This is a genomic window from Streptomyces sp. NBC_01260 (assembly GCF_036226405.1).
GTDB classification, from domain to species: domain Bacteria; phylum Actinomycetota; class Actinomycetes; order Streptomycetales; family Streptomycetaceae; genus Streptomyces; species Streptomyces laculatispora.
In genome coordinates, this window is sequence record NZ_CP108464.1 from 8797923 (window position 1) to 8812785 (window position 14863).

Annotated in this window: 11 protein-coding genes and 1 pseudogene; 6 read left to right on the forward strand and 6 right to left on the reverse strand. The window is 69.9% G+C overall.

Annotation, left to right across the window (positions count from 1 at the left end; translation table 11 throughout):
• Window positions 1–150: 150 nt before the first annotated feature.
• The 5 genes from OG322_RS39205 (at window position 151) to OG322_RS39225 (ending at window position 5945) form a co-directional block, all read left to right on the forward strand.
• Window positions 151–1641 (forward strand): UDP-N-acetylmuramoyl-L-alanyl-D-glutamate--2,6-diaminopimelate ligase, encoded by a 1491-nt coding sequence (locus OG322_RS39205; RefSeq protein ID WP_123465714.1) that lies wholly within the window; start codon window positions 151–153, stop codon window positions 1639–1641.
• Window positions 1642–1855: 214 nt separating this feature from the next.
• Window positions 1856–2827 carry an alpha/beta hydrolase gene (locus OG322_RS39210; RefSeq protein WP_124285997.1) on the forward strand — a complete coding sequence of 324 codons (972 nt, stop codon included), beginning with the start codon at window positions 1856–1858 and terminating at the stop codon, window positions 2825–2827.
• Window positions 2820–3980 (forward strand): acyltransferase family protein, encoded by a 1161-nt coding sequence (locus tag OG322_RS39215; protein WP_329307646.1) that lies wholly within the window; start codon window positions 2820–2822, stop codon window positions 3978–3980. The genes OG322_RS39210 and OG322_RS39215 overlap by 8 nt, the downstream gene beginning before the upstream one ends.
• Window positions 3981–3990: 10 nt before the next feature.
• Window positions 3991–5280 carry a sensor histidine kinase gene (locus OG322_RS39220; RefSeq protein WP_329307647.1) on the forward strand — a complete coding sequence of 430 codons (1290 nt, stop codon included), beginning with the start codon at window positions 3991–3993 and terminating at the stop codon, window positions 5278–5280.
• Window positions 5277–5945, forward strand: a complete 669-nt coding sequence (locus tag OG322_RS39225; RefSeq protein WP_123465722.1) for a response regulator — start codon at window positions 5277–5279, stop codon at window positions 5943–5945. Before OG322_RS39220 ends, OG322_RS39225 begins: the two co-directional genes overlap by 4 nt.
• Before the next feature lie 7 nt (window positions 5946–5952).
• On the opposite strand, the gene OG322_RS39230 is transcribed toward OG322_RS39225, so the two are convergent.
• The 6 genes and pseudogenes from OG322_RS39230 to OG322_RS39255 form a co-directional block, all read right to left on the reverse strand.
• Window positions 5953–6714 carry a class I SAM-dependent methyltransferase gene (locus OG322_RS39230; RefSeq protein WP_329307648.1) on the reverse strand — a complete coding sequence of 254 codons (762 nt, stop codon included), beginning with the start codon at window positions 6712–6714 and terminating at the stop codon, window positions 5953–5955.
• Between the two features lie 241 nt (window positions 6715–6955).
• The gene (locus OG322_RS39235) at window positions 6956–7471 is read right to left on the reverse strand and encodes a DUF6630 family protein (protein ID WP_329307649.1); all 516 of its coding nucleotides are present in this window, start codon (window positions 7469–7471) and stop codon (window positions 6956–6958) included.
• A 391-nt stretch (window positions 7472–7862) separates the two neighbouring features.
• Window positions 7863–8498, reverse strand: a complete 636-nt coding sequence (locus tag OG322_RS39240) for a hypothetical protein (RefSeq protein ID WP_148085554.1) — start codon at window positions 8496–8498, stop codon at window positions 7863–7865.
• Window positions 8499–8926: 428 nt separating this feature from the next.
• A pseudogene (locus OG322_RS39245) lies at window positions 8927–9071 on the reverse strand (IS5/IS1182 family transposase); the annotation flags it as partial.
• 315 nt (window positions 9072–9386) lie between these two features.
• Window positions 9387–10316: an LLM class F420-dependent oxidoreductase gene (locus OG322_RS39250; protein WP_329307650.1), complete on the reverse strand. Its 930-nt coding sequence runs from the start codon at window positions 10314–10316 to the stop codon at window positions 9387–9389.
• Between the two features lie 68 nt (window positions 10317–10384).
• Window positions 10385–13594, reverse strand: coding sequence for an alpha-L-rhamnosidase (locus tag OG322_RS39255; protein WP_329307651.1), 3210 nt, complete (start codon window positions 13592–13594; stop codon window positions 10385–10387).
• Window positions 13595–13956: 362 nt separating this feature from the next.
• On the opposite strand from OG322_RS39255, the gene OG322_RS39260 reads away from it, so the two are divergent.
• Window positions 13957–14856, forward strand: a complete 900-nt coding sequence (locus tag OG322_RS39260; protein WP_123465734.1) for a bifunctional helix-turn-helix transcriptional regulator/GNAT family N-acetyltransferase — start codon at window positions 13957–13959, stop codon at window positions 14854–14856.
• Window positions 14857–14863: the final 7 nt, after the last annotated feature.

Consider the following 14863-nt stretch of genomic DNA (forward strand, 5'->3'; position numbering starts at 1 on the left):
TGATCGCCCGCTCCGCCACCGGAGTTCTTTCACCGCCTTCGCTGCACACACAGCAGCACCCCACACCATGCGCAGCTCCCGCGGCGCGCCGTCGGCAACCCCACGGCGGCGGCCGACGGGTGCCGAGCCGCATTTTCGAGAGGACCCTGCATGAAACTGAGGGAGTTGCTGGCCGGGCACGATCACGAGGTCCTCCTCGGTGATCCGGAGACCCCGATCACCGCCGGAGCATGCTTCGACGCCCACCGCGTGACACCGGGTTCGCTGTACATCGCCGTGCCCGGCCATCGCGAAGGCGGTCCCGAGGCCGTCGGCCCGGCACTGGCGCGGGGCGCCGTGGCCGTGCTGGTGGACAGCGAGGCACCGGACGTCCTGGCGGCGGTGCAGGCATCGCCCGACGGCGCATGTGTGGTGCGGGTGGCGGACACCCGTACAACAGCGGCGGTCGTCACCTCCCGCTACCACGGAGAGCCCGGCCGGGCCATGGACATGGTGGCCGTCACCGGCACCAACGGGAAGACCTCGGTCTCGTACATGGTCGAATCCGTGCTCAGGATCGCCGAGGGCGCGCGAGTCGGAGTGATCGGCACCGCCGGCAGCCGGATCGGTGACGAACTCATCCCGATGCCACGCTCCGTCCTGACCACCCCGGAGTCACCGGACTTCCAGTACCTCCTGGGGCACATGCGCGACCAGGGGGTCGGCACGGTCGTCCTGGAGGCCACCTCGATGGGCCTGCTGCACCACCGGGTGGACCGCGCCTTCCTGGACGTGGGCATCTTCACCAACCTCACCCAGGACCACCTGGACGACCACGGCACCATGGAGAACTACCGCGACGCCAAGCTCCGCCTCTTCCAGGGACTGTGCCGGAGCGCCGTGGTCAACGCCGACGACCCGGTGGGCGCGGCCATCGCCCCGACGATGCCGGGCATGGTCACCACGTACGGCATCGACACCGAGGCCGACTACCGGGCCACGGACCTGAGCATGAACGCCTTCGGCACCCGCTTCACCCTCCACCACGAGGGCAGCAAGTACCCCGCGGCGATCCCGGTTCCCGGACGGTTCTCCGTGTCCAACGCGCTGGCCTCCGTGGCTGCCTGCCACCTCCTGGGCCATGACCTCGCCGGACTGGTGGCCGCACTGGACCGGATGCCTCCCGTCCCCGGCCGGCTGGAACGCTTCGAGACGCCGCGCGGCACCGCGGTGATCGTGGACTACGCGCACTCCCCGGACTCCCTGGACAAAGTCCTCAGCGCCGTCCGGGACTTCTCGCAGGGCCGGGTCATCACCGTCTTCGGCTGCGGGGGAGACCGGGACATCACCAAGCGGGCCCGGATGGGCGAGATCGCCGGGACCCGCTCCGACCTGTGCGTCCTGACGTCGGACAACCCCAGGAACGAGGACCCCGAAGCGATCATGGACCAGATCGCCCCGGGTCTGGAGGGCTCCGGAACCAGGTTCGAACGCCACGCGGACCGGCGCTTGGCGATCGCCTTCGCCCTGGAGGCCGCCGGACCCGACGACATCGTCCTGGTGGCGGGCAAGGGCAGCGAACCGTACCAGATCGTCGGCGAACAGCTCATTCCGTTCAGCGACATGGCGACGGTGCGCGAACTCGCCGCCCTCCAGGGCTGACAGCGGGCGCTCTGCGCCCACCGCAGAGCGCCACGTCCCGCGACGACGCAGACCCTGACCGCGGCCCTGCCGAGGGCTCGAACCACCGGCCTACCCGTAGTACTTGGGAGCTACACGTCAGATGTGATCCCTGGGGGGACGCCGACTACAGGGCGCATTTCATAACTTCCTACCGGAAGCACGAAGCACATCCGGTACGGAAGGACTCACCCCCATGCCCGCCCATCCGCGCAACAGCCGCCTGCGCCGCACCCTGTTGGCCGCGCTCGTCGCCACTTCGGTTGCCGCGCCCGTGTCCGGAGCTGCCCGCCCCGCAGCCGTCCCGGCACCCGTTCCGGCCGAGCTCGCCCCGCTGCGGAACGCCGCCCCGGGCACCCTCGACGCACGCTACGCCGCCACGCGCGTCGAAATCCGTGCCGCCGAGCGCATGGCCGCGGGCCACGGCGACCGGAGGCGGGCCGCGGCGCTGCGCGACATGGCGGACCCCCACCGCCGCTTCCTCCTCTTCGACGGCCGCGACGGCGGCCGCACCGCCGAGGTCTTCGGAGACCTGGCACAGGCCGAGCGGATCGCCGTACTCGTGCCCGGCGCCGATACCAACCTCGACAGGTACTGGCGTCTGAGGAACGATTCCGTTGCCCTGCGAAGGAAGTTGGGCCCGAAGGCGGCCGTCGTCGCGTGGCTCGGCTACGAAACGCCGGCCACGGTGAGCCCCGCGGCCCTCACCACCCGACGAGCAGACGCTGCGGCACCCGGCCTCGCACGGTTCGCGGACGGCCTGCACACCGCCAGACCGGCCGCCAGGATCTCCCTGCTCTGCCACTCCTACGGCTCGGTCGTCTGCGCCCGAGCGGCGCCCGGTCTGCGGGGAGTGGCCGCCCTCGTCCTCTACGCCAGTCCCGGCACCGGCGCCGGTAACGTCCGTGCGCTGCACACCCGTGCCGCCGTCTGGGCCGGCCGGGGAGCGGACGACTGGGTCGCCCGCATTCCGCACACCCGGCTGAGTCTCCCCTTCGTCTCCATCGGCTTCGGAAGGGACCCGATGTCGAAGGAGTTCGGCGCCCGCACCTTCGACGCGGGAACCGGCGGGCACAGCGACTACCTCAAGCCCGGCTCCCTGTCCCTGCGGAACCTCGCCCGCATCGTCTCGGGCACCGCACCCTCCGGAAGGAGCCGGCATGCGTGAGGTCATCCAGCGGATCGACGCCGCCACCCCGCACCACCGCGACCGGGCCCTCGACGCGCTGCGCGCCCTCGCCATACTCGGAGTCGTGCTCGGTCACTGGCTGGTGACCGCTCTGGTCGTCGACAGCGGCACCATCCACGCTGCCAGCCCGCTCCAGCGCACACCCGAACTCGCTCCCGTCTCCTGGGCGTTCCAGACACTCGCGGTGTTCTTCCTGGTGGGCGGGCAGGTAGCGGCCAAGAGCTATGCGTCGGCCCGCGCCCGGGGCACCACCTACGGTCGCTGGCTCGGCACCAGGACCCTCCGGCTGTTCCGGCCGGTCGCGGCGCTGCTGGTGGTCTGGGCCATGACGGCGGGCACGATGCTCGCCTCCGGAGTCGGCTACGACAACCTGCACGCCCTGCTCAAACTCGTCCTCTCACCCCTCTGGTTCCTGCTGGTCTTCGCCGCGCTCACCGCACTGACCCCGCTCGTCAGCCGGCTCCACCCGCTGTGGCCCCTCGTCGTGGTCATCCACGTCGACATCATCAGGCTCGGGCTCGACGGCCCCGCCCGGCTCGGCTGGATCAACGTGGCCGCGGGCTGGCTCGTCCCGTACTGCCTCGGCACGGCCTGGTCCCGCGGGGACCTGCGGTCCCGGACGACCGGCTGGACCCTGCTCATCGGCGGCGCGACGGCCACCGCCCTGCTGGTCCTCCTCGCCGGATACCCCGCGGCCATGGTCGGCGTGCCGGGCGCCGGGATCTCCAATCTCGACCCGCCCACCCTCGCCGCGGTCACCTTCGGACTCGCTCAGTGCGGTGCGGCACTGCTCCTGCTCGGGCCGCTGCGGCGGGTACTCGTGAGGCCTGCCGCATGGGCGGCGGTGGCCCTGGTCAACCTCAGCGCCATGACCATCTTCCTCTGGCACCAGACGGCGATGATGGCGGTCACGGCGACCGGTCTGCTCACCGGCCGCACCCTGCCGGGCCTGCACACCCGCCCGGACGGGATGCAGTGGATCATCGCCCGGCTGCTCTGGCTCCCGGTCTTCGCCGTAGCACTGACCGTGTGCTGGGCGGCGTTCAGAACGTACGAACAGCGTCGGCAGGGACGCACCACGGTGGTGCGGGAAGGGCGACCCAGCCGGACCGGGGAGGCACACCGTGCTTAGGGTGGCAGTCATGCGTAGGCAATGGGCGGGGGCCGGGGTACTGCTGAGCGGACGTCTGAAGGCACTCCCGCGCACCCTCGCCCACGACCTGTGGACCACGGCCGTCGAACCACCGCCCCGTCCCCGAAGGCCCGGACTGCACGACTGGCTCCCCGCCCTCCTGGTGCCGCTCGTGGTGTGCACGGTGCCGATCGCCGCGTTCAGCATCAACACCCTTGTGTGGCAGTACGGGCTGGACAACTGGGACGCCGTCCTTCTCGGCGGGATCCAGTCCGCGGCACTGATCGCCGCCCTGTACCGGCCGGTGCCCGCCTGGTGGGTGGTGACCACCGTCATGATCATTGTCGCGCTGACCGCGAAATTCCGGGCCGTCGACGGCACGCTTCCCTGGACCGCGCCCGGAATCGTCGTCCAGGCAGGGGTGCTGCTGATGATGGCCCTGCGGCTGCGCCCCCGGATCGCCGTCGAGGCACTCACCCTCAGCGTAGTGGCGGGCCTGGCCTGCGTCCCGTACGGCTTCACCGATCCCACCGCCGACACACGTGTCGCCGTTGCCGTCCTCACCACCGCCGTCGTGGTCGGCGCCGCACTGCGCGGCCGCCAGGTCGCCCGCACCGAACTCGTGGCCCAGGAGGAACGCACCGCCGAGGAACGCAACCGCCGCACCCTCCTCGAAGAGCGCAACCGCATCGCCCGCGAACTCCACGACGTCGTCGCCCACCACATGTCGGTCATCTCCATCCAGGCCCAGGTCGCCCCGCATCTGGTCGAGAACCCGTCCAACGAACTCAAGGAGAACCTCGCGGGTATCCGCGAGAACGCCGTCGACGCGCTCACCGAACTGCGCCGCGTCCTCGGTGTGCTCCGCTCCGAGGACGCACTGTCCGCCGAGGCGCGGCACACCCCCCAGCCCACCCTCGACCGGCTGCCCGAACTGCTCGACAACGTGCGAGGGGCGGGCCTCAGGGTCACCACCGACATCAGCGGCACACCGCGGCCCATCCCGCCCGGCGTCGGTCTCTCCGCGTTCCGTATCGTCCAGGAATCCCTCAGCAACACCATGCGGCACGCGCCCGGAACAGCGGTACGCGTCGGGATCGGATACCTGCCGAACTGCGTCACCGTCCGCGTCACCAACACGGCGCCGGACACACCGGCCCCGCCTCCGCGCGACATCGGCCACGGTCTCCTCGGCATGCGTGAACGCACCGCCATGCTGGCCGGGGAATTCACCAACGGGCCGACACCCGAAGGCGGTTACGAGGTAGTGGCGATACTTCCCCTGGAGGAATCCGTATGACCATCCGTGTTGTCATCGCCGACGACCAGATGATGGTCCGCCAGGGGTTCACGGTCCTTCTCGACGCCGAGCCCGGGATCGAGGTCGTCGGCCAGGCGGTCGACGGCCTGGACGCGGTGGCCAAGGTCGCCGAACTCACGCCCGACGTCGTGCTGATGGACATCCGTATGCCCGGGCTCGGCGGCATCGAGGCAACGCGCCGCATCACCGAGCCCGCCGGATCCACCGTCAGGGTCCTCGTCCTGACCACATTCGACCTCGACGAGTACGTGTACGAAGCGCTGCGCGCGGGCGCCTCCGGATTCCTCCTCAAGGACGCCTCGGTGGCCGAACTCGCCCAGGCCGTCAGGGTAGTGGCAGCGGGGGATGCCCTCCTGGCACCGAACATCACCAAGCGCGTCATCGCCGAGTTCTCCCGCGTCACCCAGACACCCCGCATCCCGGAGAGGGGCCGCGCGGGAGTCCTGACGGAACGCGAGACCGAGGTCCTGTCCCTCATCGCGCAGGGACTCTCGAACGCCGAGATAGCCGCGAACCTGGTGGTCGCGGAACAGACGGTCAAGACCCATGTCGGCCGGATCCTGGTCAAGCTGGGACTCCGGGACAGGACCCAGGCCGCCGTGTTCGCCTACGAGACCGGCCTGATACGTCCGGCCGGCTACTGAACCCGGGTCACGGCGTGACGGAAGCCGTAGAACGATGTGTGGTCTCCCGCCGGAAGAGCGCGGTCCACAGGAAGGACTCGCCGAAGAGCGGCGACTCGGACGGCTCGTCCCGCATGCGGCGCAGCTCGATCTCCGTGAGGTCGGAGAAGATCCAGCTCAACGCCTCCGGCGTGTAGGCGAGCCCGGCGTGGAGACGTGACTGGCCGTACAAGTCCCGGTCGCTCAGCTCCGAGCCCATCGCACCGGCCGCGAAGCAGGTGAGGCCGAGGTGACCGCCCGGTGCCAGGGCCCGGTCGAGCAGCGCGCGGTAGCTGATGCGCCGGTGCGGCGGCAGATGATGGAAGCAGCCGGAATCGTAGATCAGGTCGTACGGTCGGCCGGGCTCGGCAGCGAGCAGGTCGAAGGCGTCACCGCAACGGAATCGGACCTCGGCACCCGCCTCCGCGGCCCGGCTCTCGGCCCAGGCGACCGCGGCCGGTGACAGGTCGATGGCGTCCACTTCGAATCCCATGGACGCCAGGTAGAGGGCGTTGCGGCCTGGACCGCAGCCCAGATCGAGTGCCCTGCCCGGCTTGATCAGACCCCGCTCGACCAAGGAAGCCAGGTTCTCATCAGGCTTCGACACGAAGAACGGCACGGGCTTCGAACGGTCGGCGTAGAAGTCGTCCCACCAGGAGGCCCCGGCCGTCGTCCAGCGGTCCGCCTCCGGCACGAACAGGCCGTCGAGCAGCTTCATTACGTCGTCCACGGTCCGTATGCTCCGGTCCATCCGGATCTCCTTTCCCGATACCGAAACGATAGGTTCGAACAGGACGAAAGGCCAGGTCAGGTGGATTCTCGCGGACCTGCTCGCGGGTTCCTGGGAGGCCCGTGCGCGGCCCGGTGGGCAGCTTCGCGCGCCCGGGGTGAACGGCCCCCCGAGGGCCCGCCGCGTGGCGCCACGGACCCGTTCCCGCTGTCGCCGTGCCCGGGATTCAGACCTGATTCCGAGCCATCGGCCTGACCGGGAATCAGGCGCCGAATCCCCGTGCGGTGAAGCCCGCGCGGGCCGCGAGCGCGGTCAGCTCCTTCATCCGCGTGGCTCGCAGGCACACCACCGGGTAGCAGTCCGAGTCGATGTCGAGGACGGCAAGCGCCGCACCGACGTCGCGGTAGTGCCGACCGCAGGCCTCCAGGAACTCGTGGGTCGGCAGCAGCATGTCGTCCGCCCCGACCAGCACCCAGGGATCCACCGACGGCTGGGACGCGAGCCCCCGAAGCTGGGACCGGATCTCATCGGAGTCCTCCTTCCAGTCCAGCTCCGCCAGCAGCCGGTGCTTGGCGAGCGCGTCGACGAGCGCTATCCAGGCGAGGTCGGGCAGGGGCTCATCGATACCCCGGTCCTCCAACGCGGCGGCATGGTCGCGCACGTATCCCGCGGGGTCGTCGTGAGCGTGCAGTGCCCGCGCGGCGACAGCCTCATGGGCCGGAGCGAGCAGTGCCGCGACAGCGGCCAGGGACCTACGGGCTTCGTCGGAACCGGACATGAGTTGCGCTCCTTCGGCAGCCGCGCGGCTGCGTCCGACAGGTGATGCGGACACCCGGTCCGGCGCCCCTGTAAAAACCCTGCCACAGGGGTACGACAACGAGGCCTGCGGACGGGCGGGGCACGGGCCGCAGGCGCGGCCTCGGGCGCCGTATCAGCCGTCGAGGAGTACCCGAGCGACTTATCGGATGAGCAGTGGTCCTGGCCGGGCCGAAGATCCCGTCCGGGGTGTTGTTCACGCCGGCCGGGCAGCGGCCGCGGATCTTCTCCGGATCGACCACCGGCGGGAGCTGCCCGGGCCGCTTGCCGTCGTAGCCGGCGGCCTTGACCGTACGGACGAAGTGGTCGGCCTGAGCGGAACCGGAGCCGTTGAAGTGGCACGGCGCGACCGTTCAGGGCCGACTCCAGTCGCCCAAGACGGTCGGGTGCGCCCAGTGCAACATCGTCACGGCGTGCATCAGGCGCGTGTCCGGCCAATTACTCACGACTTGGTATCTGCCCTCGTCGAAGTGCATCACCTCGTGGCCGTCAAGCCGCCACCGAGTCGTCAACGGCATCCGTGGGAACTCGCCCCCGAGCGGAATCAACACCAGCATCACTGCCCATACCGGCGAGAACAGCCACCACAGGAACCAGCCGGCCAAGTGCCCCTTGAGACCACGCAGCACCGGCCCGTGGCTCACCTCGACCCGCCACGACGTGCGGGCGAGGCGGAAGATACTTCCCCGCCGACGTGTCACCCGCGCCAACAACTCGCCTTGAGAACCGAGCACGCGATACACAGCCGTGCCGGAACCGGTCGACTCGGTCTCGATCACCATCACCCATGTCTGACGTTGCGCGTCCCCCCACAGCGTCAGATGCCGCCAGTCCTTGTCCTGTGTCTTCTTGTCCCGCTTGACGTCGTCGACGAACAACTCGTACTCGGGCACCTGCGCAGACGCATCCCCACCAGGCCTCGACGACAGCAACGGCCCCGCCCACGTCCCGGCCGGCTGTTCTTTCAACGTCCGCTCGTCGAAATGCATCCGGACATTGAGCCTGGTCCCCGCCGCTATACCCGTCACGCATGTCATCCGGCCTCGTCCGATCGGCCGACCTGGCCAACAAGGCGAATCGTACGACCCGCCCGGCGTCCCCGGAGTCAGGCCGCCCCGAGCAACTCGACCTGGCCCACCTGGCCCTGCCCGACCTGATCCCACCCACCCCACCACCGGCCGACTGGGCCCTTCCCGAGGCCCTCAGAGGGCGGTTCGCGACTTGACGTCCATTTTTCTTCCGGCAGATCGCGAGGTGTTCGAGGTGGGTCTCGGCCTCCCGCAGCCGGGCGTGCAGTTCGCCGATCTGGGTGCGGAGGCCGTCGGCCATGGCGCGCACAGCGTCCTCCGAGATGCCCAGCACGTTGAGCAGGGGCTGGACGTTCACGCGGTCACCGTCTGCGGGTCAGGACAGCTGGGGCTGTGAGGATCTCCCGCATCGCGTAGGCGCCCTGGTGGCCGCTGACCGAGCGGTGCCGGTCCTTCCACGCCGTGATCACCGGCTCGACCAAACGACCACTGCTCATCCGATAAGTCGCCCGGGTACGGCTTGCGTTCACTCACCCGCCACCCCAACCGAACACGGACCAACAGATTCCGCGCACACCCACACCCGCAGGCGACGACAGAATCACTCAAAGAGCAACGAACCGTCCTCTCGGATGTGCCCTGTCCTCCTCGAACCGGCGGGCCAGCGATGTGCGGTCGTCCATCGGTCGCGTTCCCCCCGTCGTCAGGTGTCCTGAGGCTGCCCCCCCGAATTCCTGCCGGTGTGACAGCGGACGAACCCGGCCCCGTGTACCGCGCGGGTCCTCGCCCCGCACACCTGTCGCACCGGCTGCCCGCCCGGGACGGCCGACCCGTCCCGGGCGGTCAGGCTCAGACCCCGGCTGCTCGCGCTGCCTCGTACACCTCGGTCGACACGTCGATGAGCTCCATGGCGTCACGGGTGGTGCCCTGGAGGTCCAGCATGATCTCCGGAACGCCCGTCGCGGCGTGGGCCACCAGATCCTCCACGATCTGCGCGACATTTCCGTGGAACGGCTGCCGGCCCTGGCCCTCCACCGGCTTGGCGCTGTACCGCGCGTTGGCACGGGCACAGACACCGACCGGCCGGTCACGCCCCCGCTCGGCGGCGACGTCCCGCACCCGCTGCCACTGCTCGGCCAGCTGCGACGCGCCCATGGCCACGGGCATCCAGCCGTCGGCCCGGTCGACCAGACGGCGAATGGCCCGGGGGCCGCTCGCCGGGAGGAAGACGGGGATGGGACGAGCCGGTTTGGGCCCCACCTCGGACGGGGCGATCGTGGTCAGATCCCCCTTGTAGGAGACGGGGTCCGGCCCCCAGACGGCCGCGCACACGTCGAGCAGCTCGTCCAGGACCGCGCCGCGCTTCTCGAAGGGGGCGACGGCCGCGGCCGCGTACTCGTCCAGGGACCAGCCCGTTCCCAGCCCCGCGATCACCCGGCCACCGCTGGCGACGTCCAGCGAGGCGAGCGACCGGGCCAGCTGGAAGGGGACATGGAGCGGCGCGACGAGAACGCTGGTCCCGAGCCGGGCGCGGTCGGTGGCCGCGGCGGCCAGGGTCAGGGTGACCAACGGGTCGGCGACGCTGCGGTAGTGCTCCGGCCAGGCCAGCCCCGGAACTCCGTACAGACCCTGGGTGGCGGGCTCGGGAAACAGAACCCGCTCGAACACCCACAGACTCTCGTACCCGACTGCTTCCGCGGCCCGTGCCACGTCGGCCACATCGCGGCCGAGGTCGTACTGCTTCATCTGCGGAAGGCCAAGACCGAGCGGGATCGGCATAGGTGTGTCTCCCTCTATGAGCTGTATGGGACAACTACTTTACGACCAGGCAGTGGTGACGAGACGTCCTACCCGGTGAAGCGGTGGTTTCCGGAGCCGACCCGGTACACCGCGCAGCCCTCCTCCTCGCGCAGGAACGTCGCGCGGGTGTGGGTGACCGAGGCCGGGGTGTCCGCGGGGACCCACACCTCGGCGGTCGTGTTGGGGGGCACGGTGCACCTCAGGTCGATGCCAGCGGAGCGCAGTTTCCACTGGGTGGAGACGGGGCCGTAGACCGAGGCGAACGTGGCGCGGGCCGAGGTGACGTCGCCGCCCGGGCGAGGACGGATGACGATCTCACGGAAGCCGGGGCGGCCCGCCGAGATTCCGGCGATGTTGGTGTACATCCACTCGCCGACCGATCCGTAGGCGTAGTGGTTGAAGGAGTTCATGTCCGGGGTCTGGAAGCTGCCGTCGGGCTGGATGGAGTCCCAGCGTTCCCACATGGTGGTGGAGCCCTTGTCGATCTGATAGCCCCAGCTGGGGAAGGAGCGCTGCTGGAGCAGGCGGTAGGCGATATCGGTGTGCCCGGTGTCGGTGAGGACCGGCAGCAGCCGGGGCGTTCCGAGGAAGCCGGTCGACAGATGCCAGTCCTTGGCCTCGATCAGCGCGACGAGCCGGTCGGCCGCCGCCTTCCTCAGTGCCTCCGGCAGCAGGTCCATCGACAGGGACAGGACATACGCCGTCTGCGTGTCGCCCTTCACCCTTCCCTCTGCGGTGACGTAGGCGGCCTGGAACGCCTTGCGTATGCGTGCGAAGAGATCGAGGTGGGGGGCGGGGTCCTTACCGAGTTCCGTGGCCGTCCGGGCCGCGAGATCGGCACTGTGCGCGAAGTACGCGGTGGCGATGACGTCCTTCGGTGTCTCGTCGGAGACGTTCAGCCAGTCGCCGTACCCGCCGGCCGGCCGCAGCAGGCCGTCGCTGTTCTTCTCCAGGAACGTCAGCCAGGCCCGGATGGAGGGCCAGGCGTCCTTCAGGACCTGCCGGTCCCCGTACGCCTGGTACAGCGACCAGGGGACCGTGACGCCCGCGTCACCCCAGCCGGCCGCGCCGTTGCCGACATTGCCGACGATGGGCGCCACGTCCGTGAAGGCGCCCTCGGCGGTCTGGGCGTCCCGCAGGTCCACGAGCCACTTGGTGAGGAAGCGGGCCGACTCCATCGCGTAGGCGGCGGTCGGCGCGAAGACGTTGATGTCGCCCGTCCACCCCAGACGCTCGTCGCGTGCGGGCGTGTCCGTCGGAATGGAGAGGAAGTTGCCCCGCTGACCCCACGTGATGTTGCTGTGCAGTCTGTTGAGCATCGGGACGTCGGTCTCGAACTCGAAGGTGAACGGGGCGGACGTGTGCATGACGCGGCCGGTCAGCGCACTGGCCGGGGGAGTGCCGGGGAGGCCGGTCACCTCGACGTAGCGAAATCCGTGAAACGTGAAGCGCGGTTCGTACGTCTCGGCGCCGCCGCCCTTGAGGACGTAGGTGTCGGTTGCCGCGGCGCTGCGAAGATTCGCGGTGTAGATGGTGCCGTCGGGGTTGAGGACCTCGGCGTGCCTCAGACGCACCGTCGTACCCGCGTCGCCCGAGAGGCGCAGCCGCACCGAGCCGACCATGTTCTGGCCCAGGTCGAAGACGAAGACGCCCGGCGCGGGCTCGGTCACCTTCCTGGCGGGAAGCTCCTTGGCCACCCGGACCGGGCCGTCCACCTGCGCGACGATCAGGCCGGGTGCGGCCTCGCCCGCGCCGCGCACCTCGGACCAGGTCCGGTCGTCGAAGCCGGGCGAGGTCCAGCCGGGGGTCTCCTTGCGCGCGTCGTACGTCTCTCCGCCGAGGAGATCAGCGGAGAGGATCGGCCCGGAGGCCGCCCGCCAGTCCGTGCCCGACGTGATGCGCCGACTCGTCCCGTCCGTGTACTCGATCTCCAACTGGGCCAGAAACGCCGGGCGTTCGCCGTACTGGTGCGGACCGAACATGCCGACATTGCCCGCATACCACCCCGGCGCCAGATACACACCGATGGCATTCGCGCCGGACCGCAGGAGCGTGGTGACATCGTACGTCTGGTACTGGACGCGCTCGCGGTAGTCGGTCCAGCCGGGAGCGAGCTGATCGCGTCCCACGCGGCGGCCGTTGAGGCGGGCCTCGTACAGGCCGAGAGCCGTGGCGTACAGGCGCGCCCGTGCGACCTTCTTGCGCGGCAGCTCGAAGGCGTGCCGCAGCTGGTTGGCCGCGAACACCGCCGGAATGACCTTGCCCCATGGTCCGGCTCCCCACGCGGCGGCCTCCTTCGCGGCTGGCCAGCCGCTGTCGTCGAAGCCGGGTCCGCGCCAGTCACCGGCGGGCTCCTTGTCCGTCGACTTCCAGGAGGCGTCGGTGACGACGGTCTGTTCCCCGGATGCCGTGCGCAGGGTGAGTGCGGCGATCAGTCCGGCGGCTCCTTCGCTCGCGTTGGCCGCCGAAACCGCGAGGACGTTCCTTCCGGGACGCAGCTGCGCGAGGACGTCAACCACCGCAGGATGGCGCCAGCCCTCGTTGTCGGTCGCCAGGTCGGTATGCGCGGCCTCGGTGCCGTTCACGGAGACCGCGTACACGTTGTCCGCGCTGATGGCGAGGGTTGCCGCGGTGATCCCGTCCGCGACATCGATGGTGCGGCGGAACCAACGGGTGCCCTCCGGGGCGCTGTTGGCCGGTTCGCCCTCGGGGAACCAGATCCAGTGGCTGTTCTCCAGCGACGGTGCGTCCGTGAGGGCCGGGGGAGCGGACACCCAGGTGGCGGACCACTGCGCGGGGTCCATGAGGCCGGTCTCCCACCACGAAGGCGCACTCCAGCCGGACTCGCCACCGGCCGTGTCCCACACCCGTACGGACCAGAAGTAGCGTGTCCGCGGCTTGAGCCGAGGTCCCGCGTAGGGGACGAGGACGGATTCGCCGGACATCACCTTCCCGCTGTCCCAGACGTCCGGGTTCGACAGGCCTGGCGTACTGGAGGCGACCCGGATCCGATAGGCGCTCTGGTGCACGTTCGGCTCGTCCGAGGTGATCGGCCAGCTCAGCCGGGGGTGTTGCGTGTCGAGGCCCAGGGGGTGCTGAACGTACTCGACGGTGGGCGTGGTGACGCGTGGTGCACCGTGCCGGGTATGCGCCTGGGCGGGTGCCGGTACCGGTGTGGCCGTGGCCGGTGCGACTCCGGCTGCTACGGCGCCCACCGTGGCAGCAGCGCTCGTCAGGATGTTCCTCCTGCTGATCAATGCGGCCCCTCACATAGAAGTGATGAATCGATTCATAGAGCGAACGTAGCTGAACGTAGAGGTGTGCGAAGTGGGGGTCAATGAGTGTGCAGGGAGTTTCTTGATGAGGTGTTGCCCGGGTGTATTTCCTTCATGTTCGCTGCGGTGCAAGCGAGTTGCTTGTTTGAACGGTTTCAATCGATCGGGGAGTGACAACGCGAACTTCTTCCGCGGGGCGCATCCGGTCGGCGAAGCGACCGCCGCCGGGCGAAGTGGCCGGTGAACCCGGTCGTGGAACGCTCCGGCGAAAGGTGCGTCCGGCCGGCCCGGCGGCCGCTTCGCGCCTCTGGCCCCGCACGGGTTTCTCTGACTAAAGTCAGAGAATGGATACGGCACAGATCGACCAGGTGCGGCGGTTCAACCGCACCGTCACCGAGCGCGTGGGCGTGCTCCAGGAGAACTACCTTGCCTGTGACCGGCCCATCGGCGAGGCCCGGCTGCTGTGGGAGATCGGCGAACAGGGCCAGGACGTACGCCGGCTGCGCGAGCGGCTCGGGCTCGACTCCGGTTACGTCAGCCGGCTGCTGCGCGCACTGGAGGCCGATGGCCTGGTCACAGTGGAGCCGCACCCCCGGGACAGACGGGTGCGCCAGGTCCGGCTCACCGAAGCGGGCTGCGCGGAGCGTGCCGTGCTCGACGGCCGCAGCGACGAACTGGCCGGCTCCCTGCTGGCCCCGCTCGACACCGCCCAGCGTGCGCGGCTGGTCGCCGCGATGGCCGAGGTCGACCGTCTGCTGACCGCCTCGACGGTGACACTCGACACCGTCGACCCGGAGCACCCCGATGCCCAGCACTGCCTTCGGTCTTACTCCCGCGAGCTGGCGGAACGCTTCGAGACCGGCTTCGACCCCGTGCGGAGCCTGCTGCCCGACGCGGGTGAACTCCGTATGCCGCACGGTCTGTTCCTGGTCGCCCGACTGCACGGCGAGCCCATCGGCTGCGCCGGTCTGAAGCTGCCGCAGGACGGTTCGGCAGAGATCAAGCGCATGTGGGTCGCGCCCCATGCCCGGGGCCTCGGCCTCGGTCGCCGGTTCCTGGCCGAGCTGGAGGCGCGGGCCCGGCTGCAGGGCCGCGACGTGTTGCGCCTGGACACCAACAGGACGCTCACTGCCGCGATCCGCCTGTACCACGCCACCGGCTTCGAGGAGGTCCCTGCCTTCAACGAGGAGCTGTACGCCGACCACTGGTTCGAGAAGAGGATCTCCGCAGCGTCATCGCGGTGACGCCGCT

Excerpts from the sequence above, each read along its gene's own strand:
- OG322_RS39205 (WP_123465714.1), top strand. The coding sequence starts at position 151 with ATGAAACTGAGGGAGTTGCTGGCCGGGCACGATCACGAGGTCCTCCTC.
- OG322_RS39210 (WP_124285997.1), top strand. The coding sequence starts at position 1,856 with ATGCCCGCCCATCCGCGCAACAGCCGCCTGCGCCGCACCCTGTTGGCC.
- OG322_RS39215 (WP_329307646.1), top strand. The coding sequence starts at position 2,820 with ATGCGTGAGGTCATCCAGCGGATCGACGCCGCCACCCCGCACCACCGC.
- OG322_RS39220 (WP_329307647.1), top strand. The coding sequence starts at position 3,991 with ATGCGTAGGCAATGGGCGGGGGCCGGGGTACTGCTGAGCGGACGTCTG.
- OG322_RS39225 (WP_123465722.1), top strand. The coding sequence starts at position 5,277 with ATGACCATCCGTGTTGTCATCGCCGACGACCAGATGATGGTCCGCCAG.
- OG322_RS39230 (WP_329307648.1), bottom strand. The coding sequence starts at position 6,714 with ATGGACCGGAGCATACGGACCGTGGACGACGTAATGAAGCTGCTCGAC.
- OG322_RS39235 (WP_329307649.1), bottom strand. The coding sequence starts at position 7,471 with ATGTCCGGTTCCGACGAAGCCCGTAGGTCCCTGGCCGCTGTCGCGGCA.
- OG322_RS39240 (WP_148085554.1), bottom strand. The coding sequence starts at position 8,498 with ATGCATTTCGACGAGCGGACGTTGAAAGAACAGCCGGCCGGGACGTGG.
- OG322_RS39250 (WP_329307650.1), bottom strand. The coding sequence starts at position 10,316 with ATGCCGATCCCGCTCGGTCTTGGCCTTCCGCAGATGAAGCAGTACGAC.
- OG322_RS39260 (WP_123465734.1), top strand. The coding sequence starts at position 13,957 with ATGGATACGGCACAGATCGACCAGGTGCGGCGGTTCAACCGCACCGTC.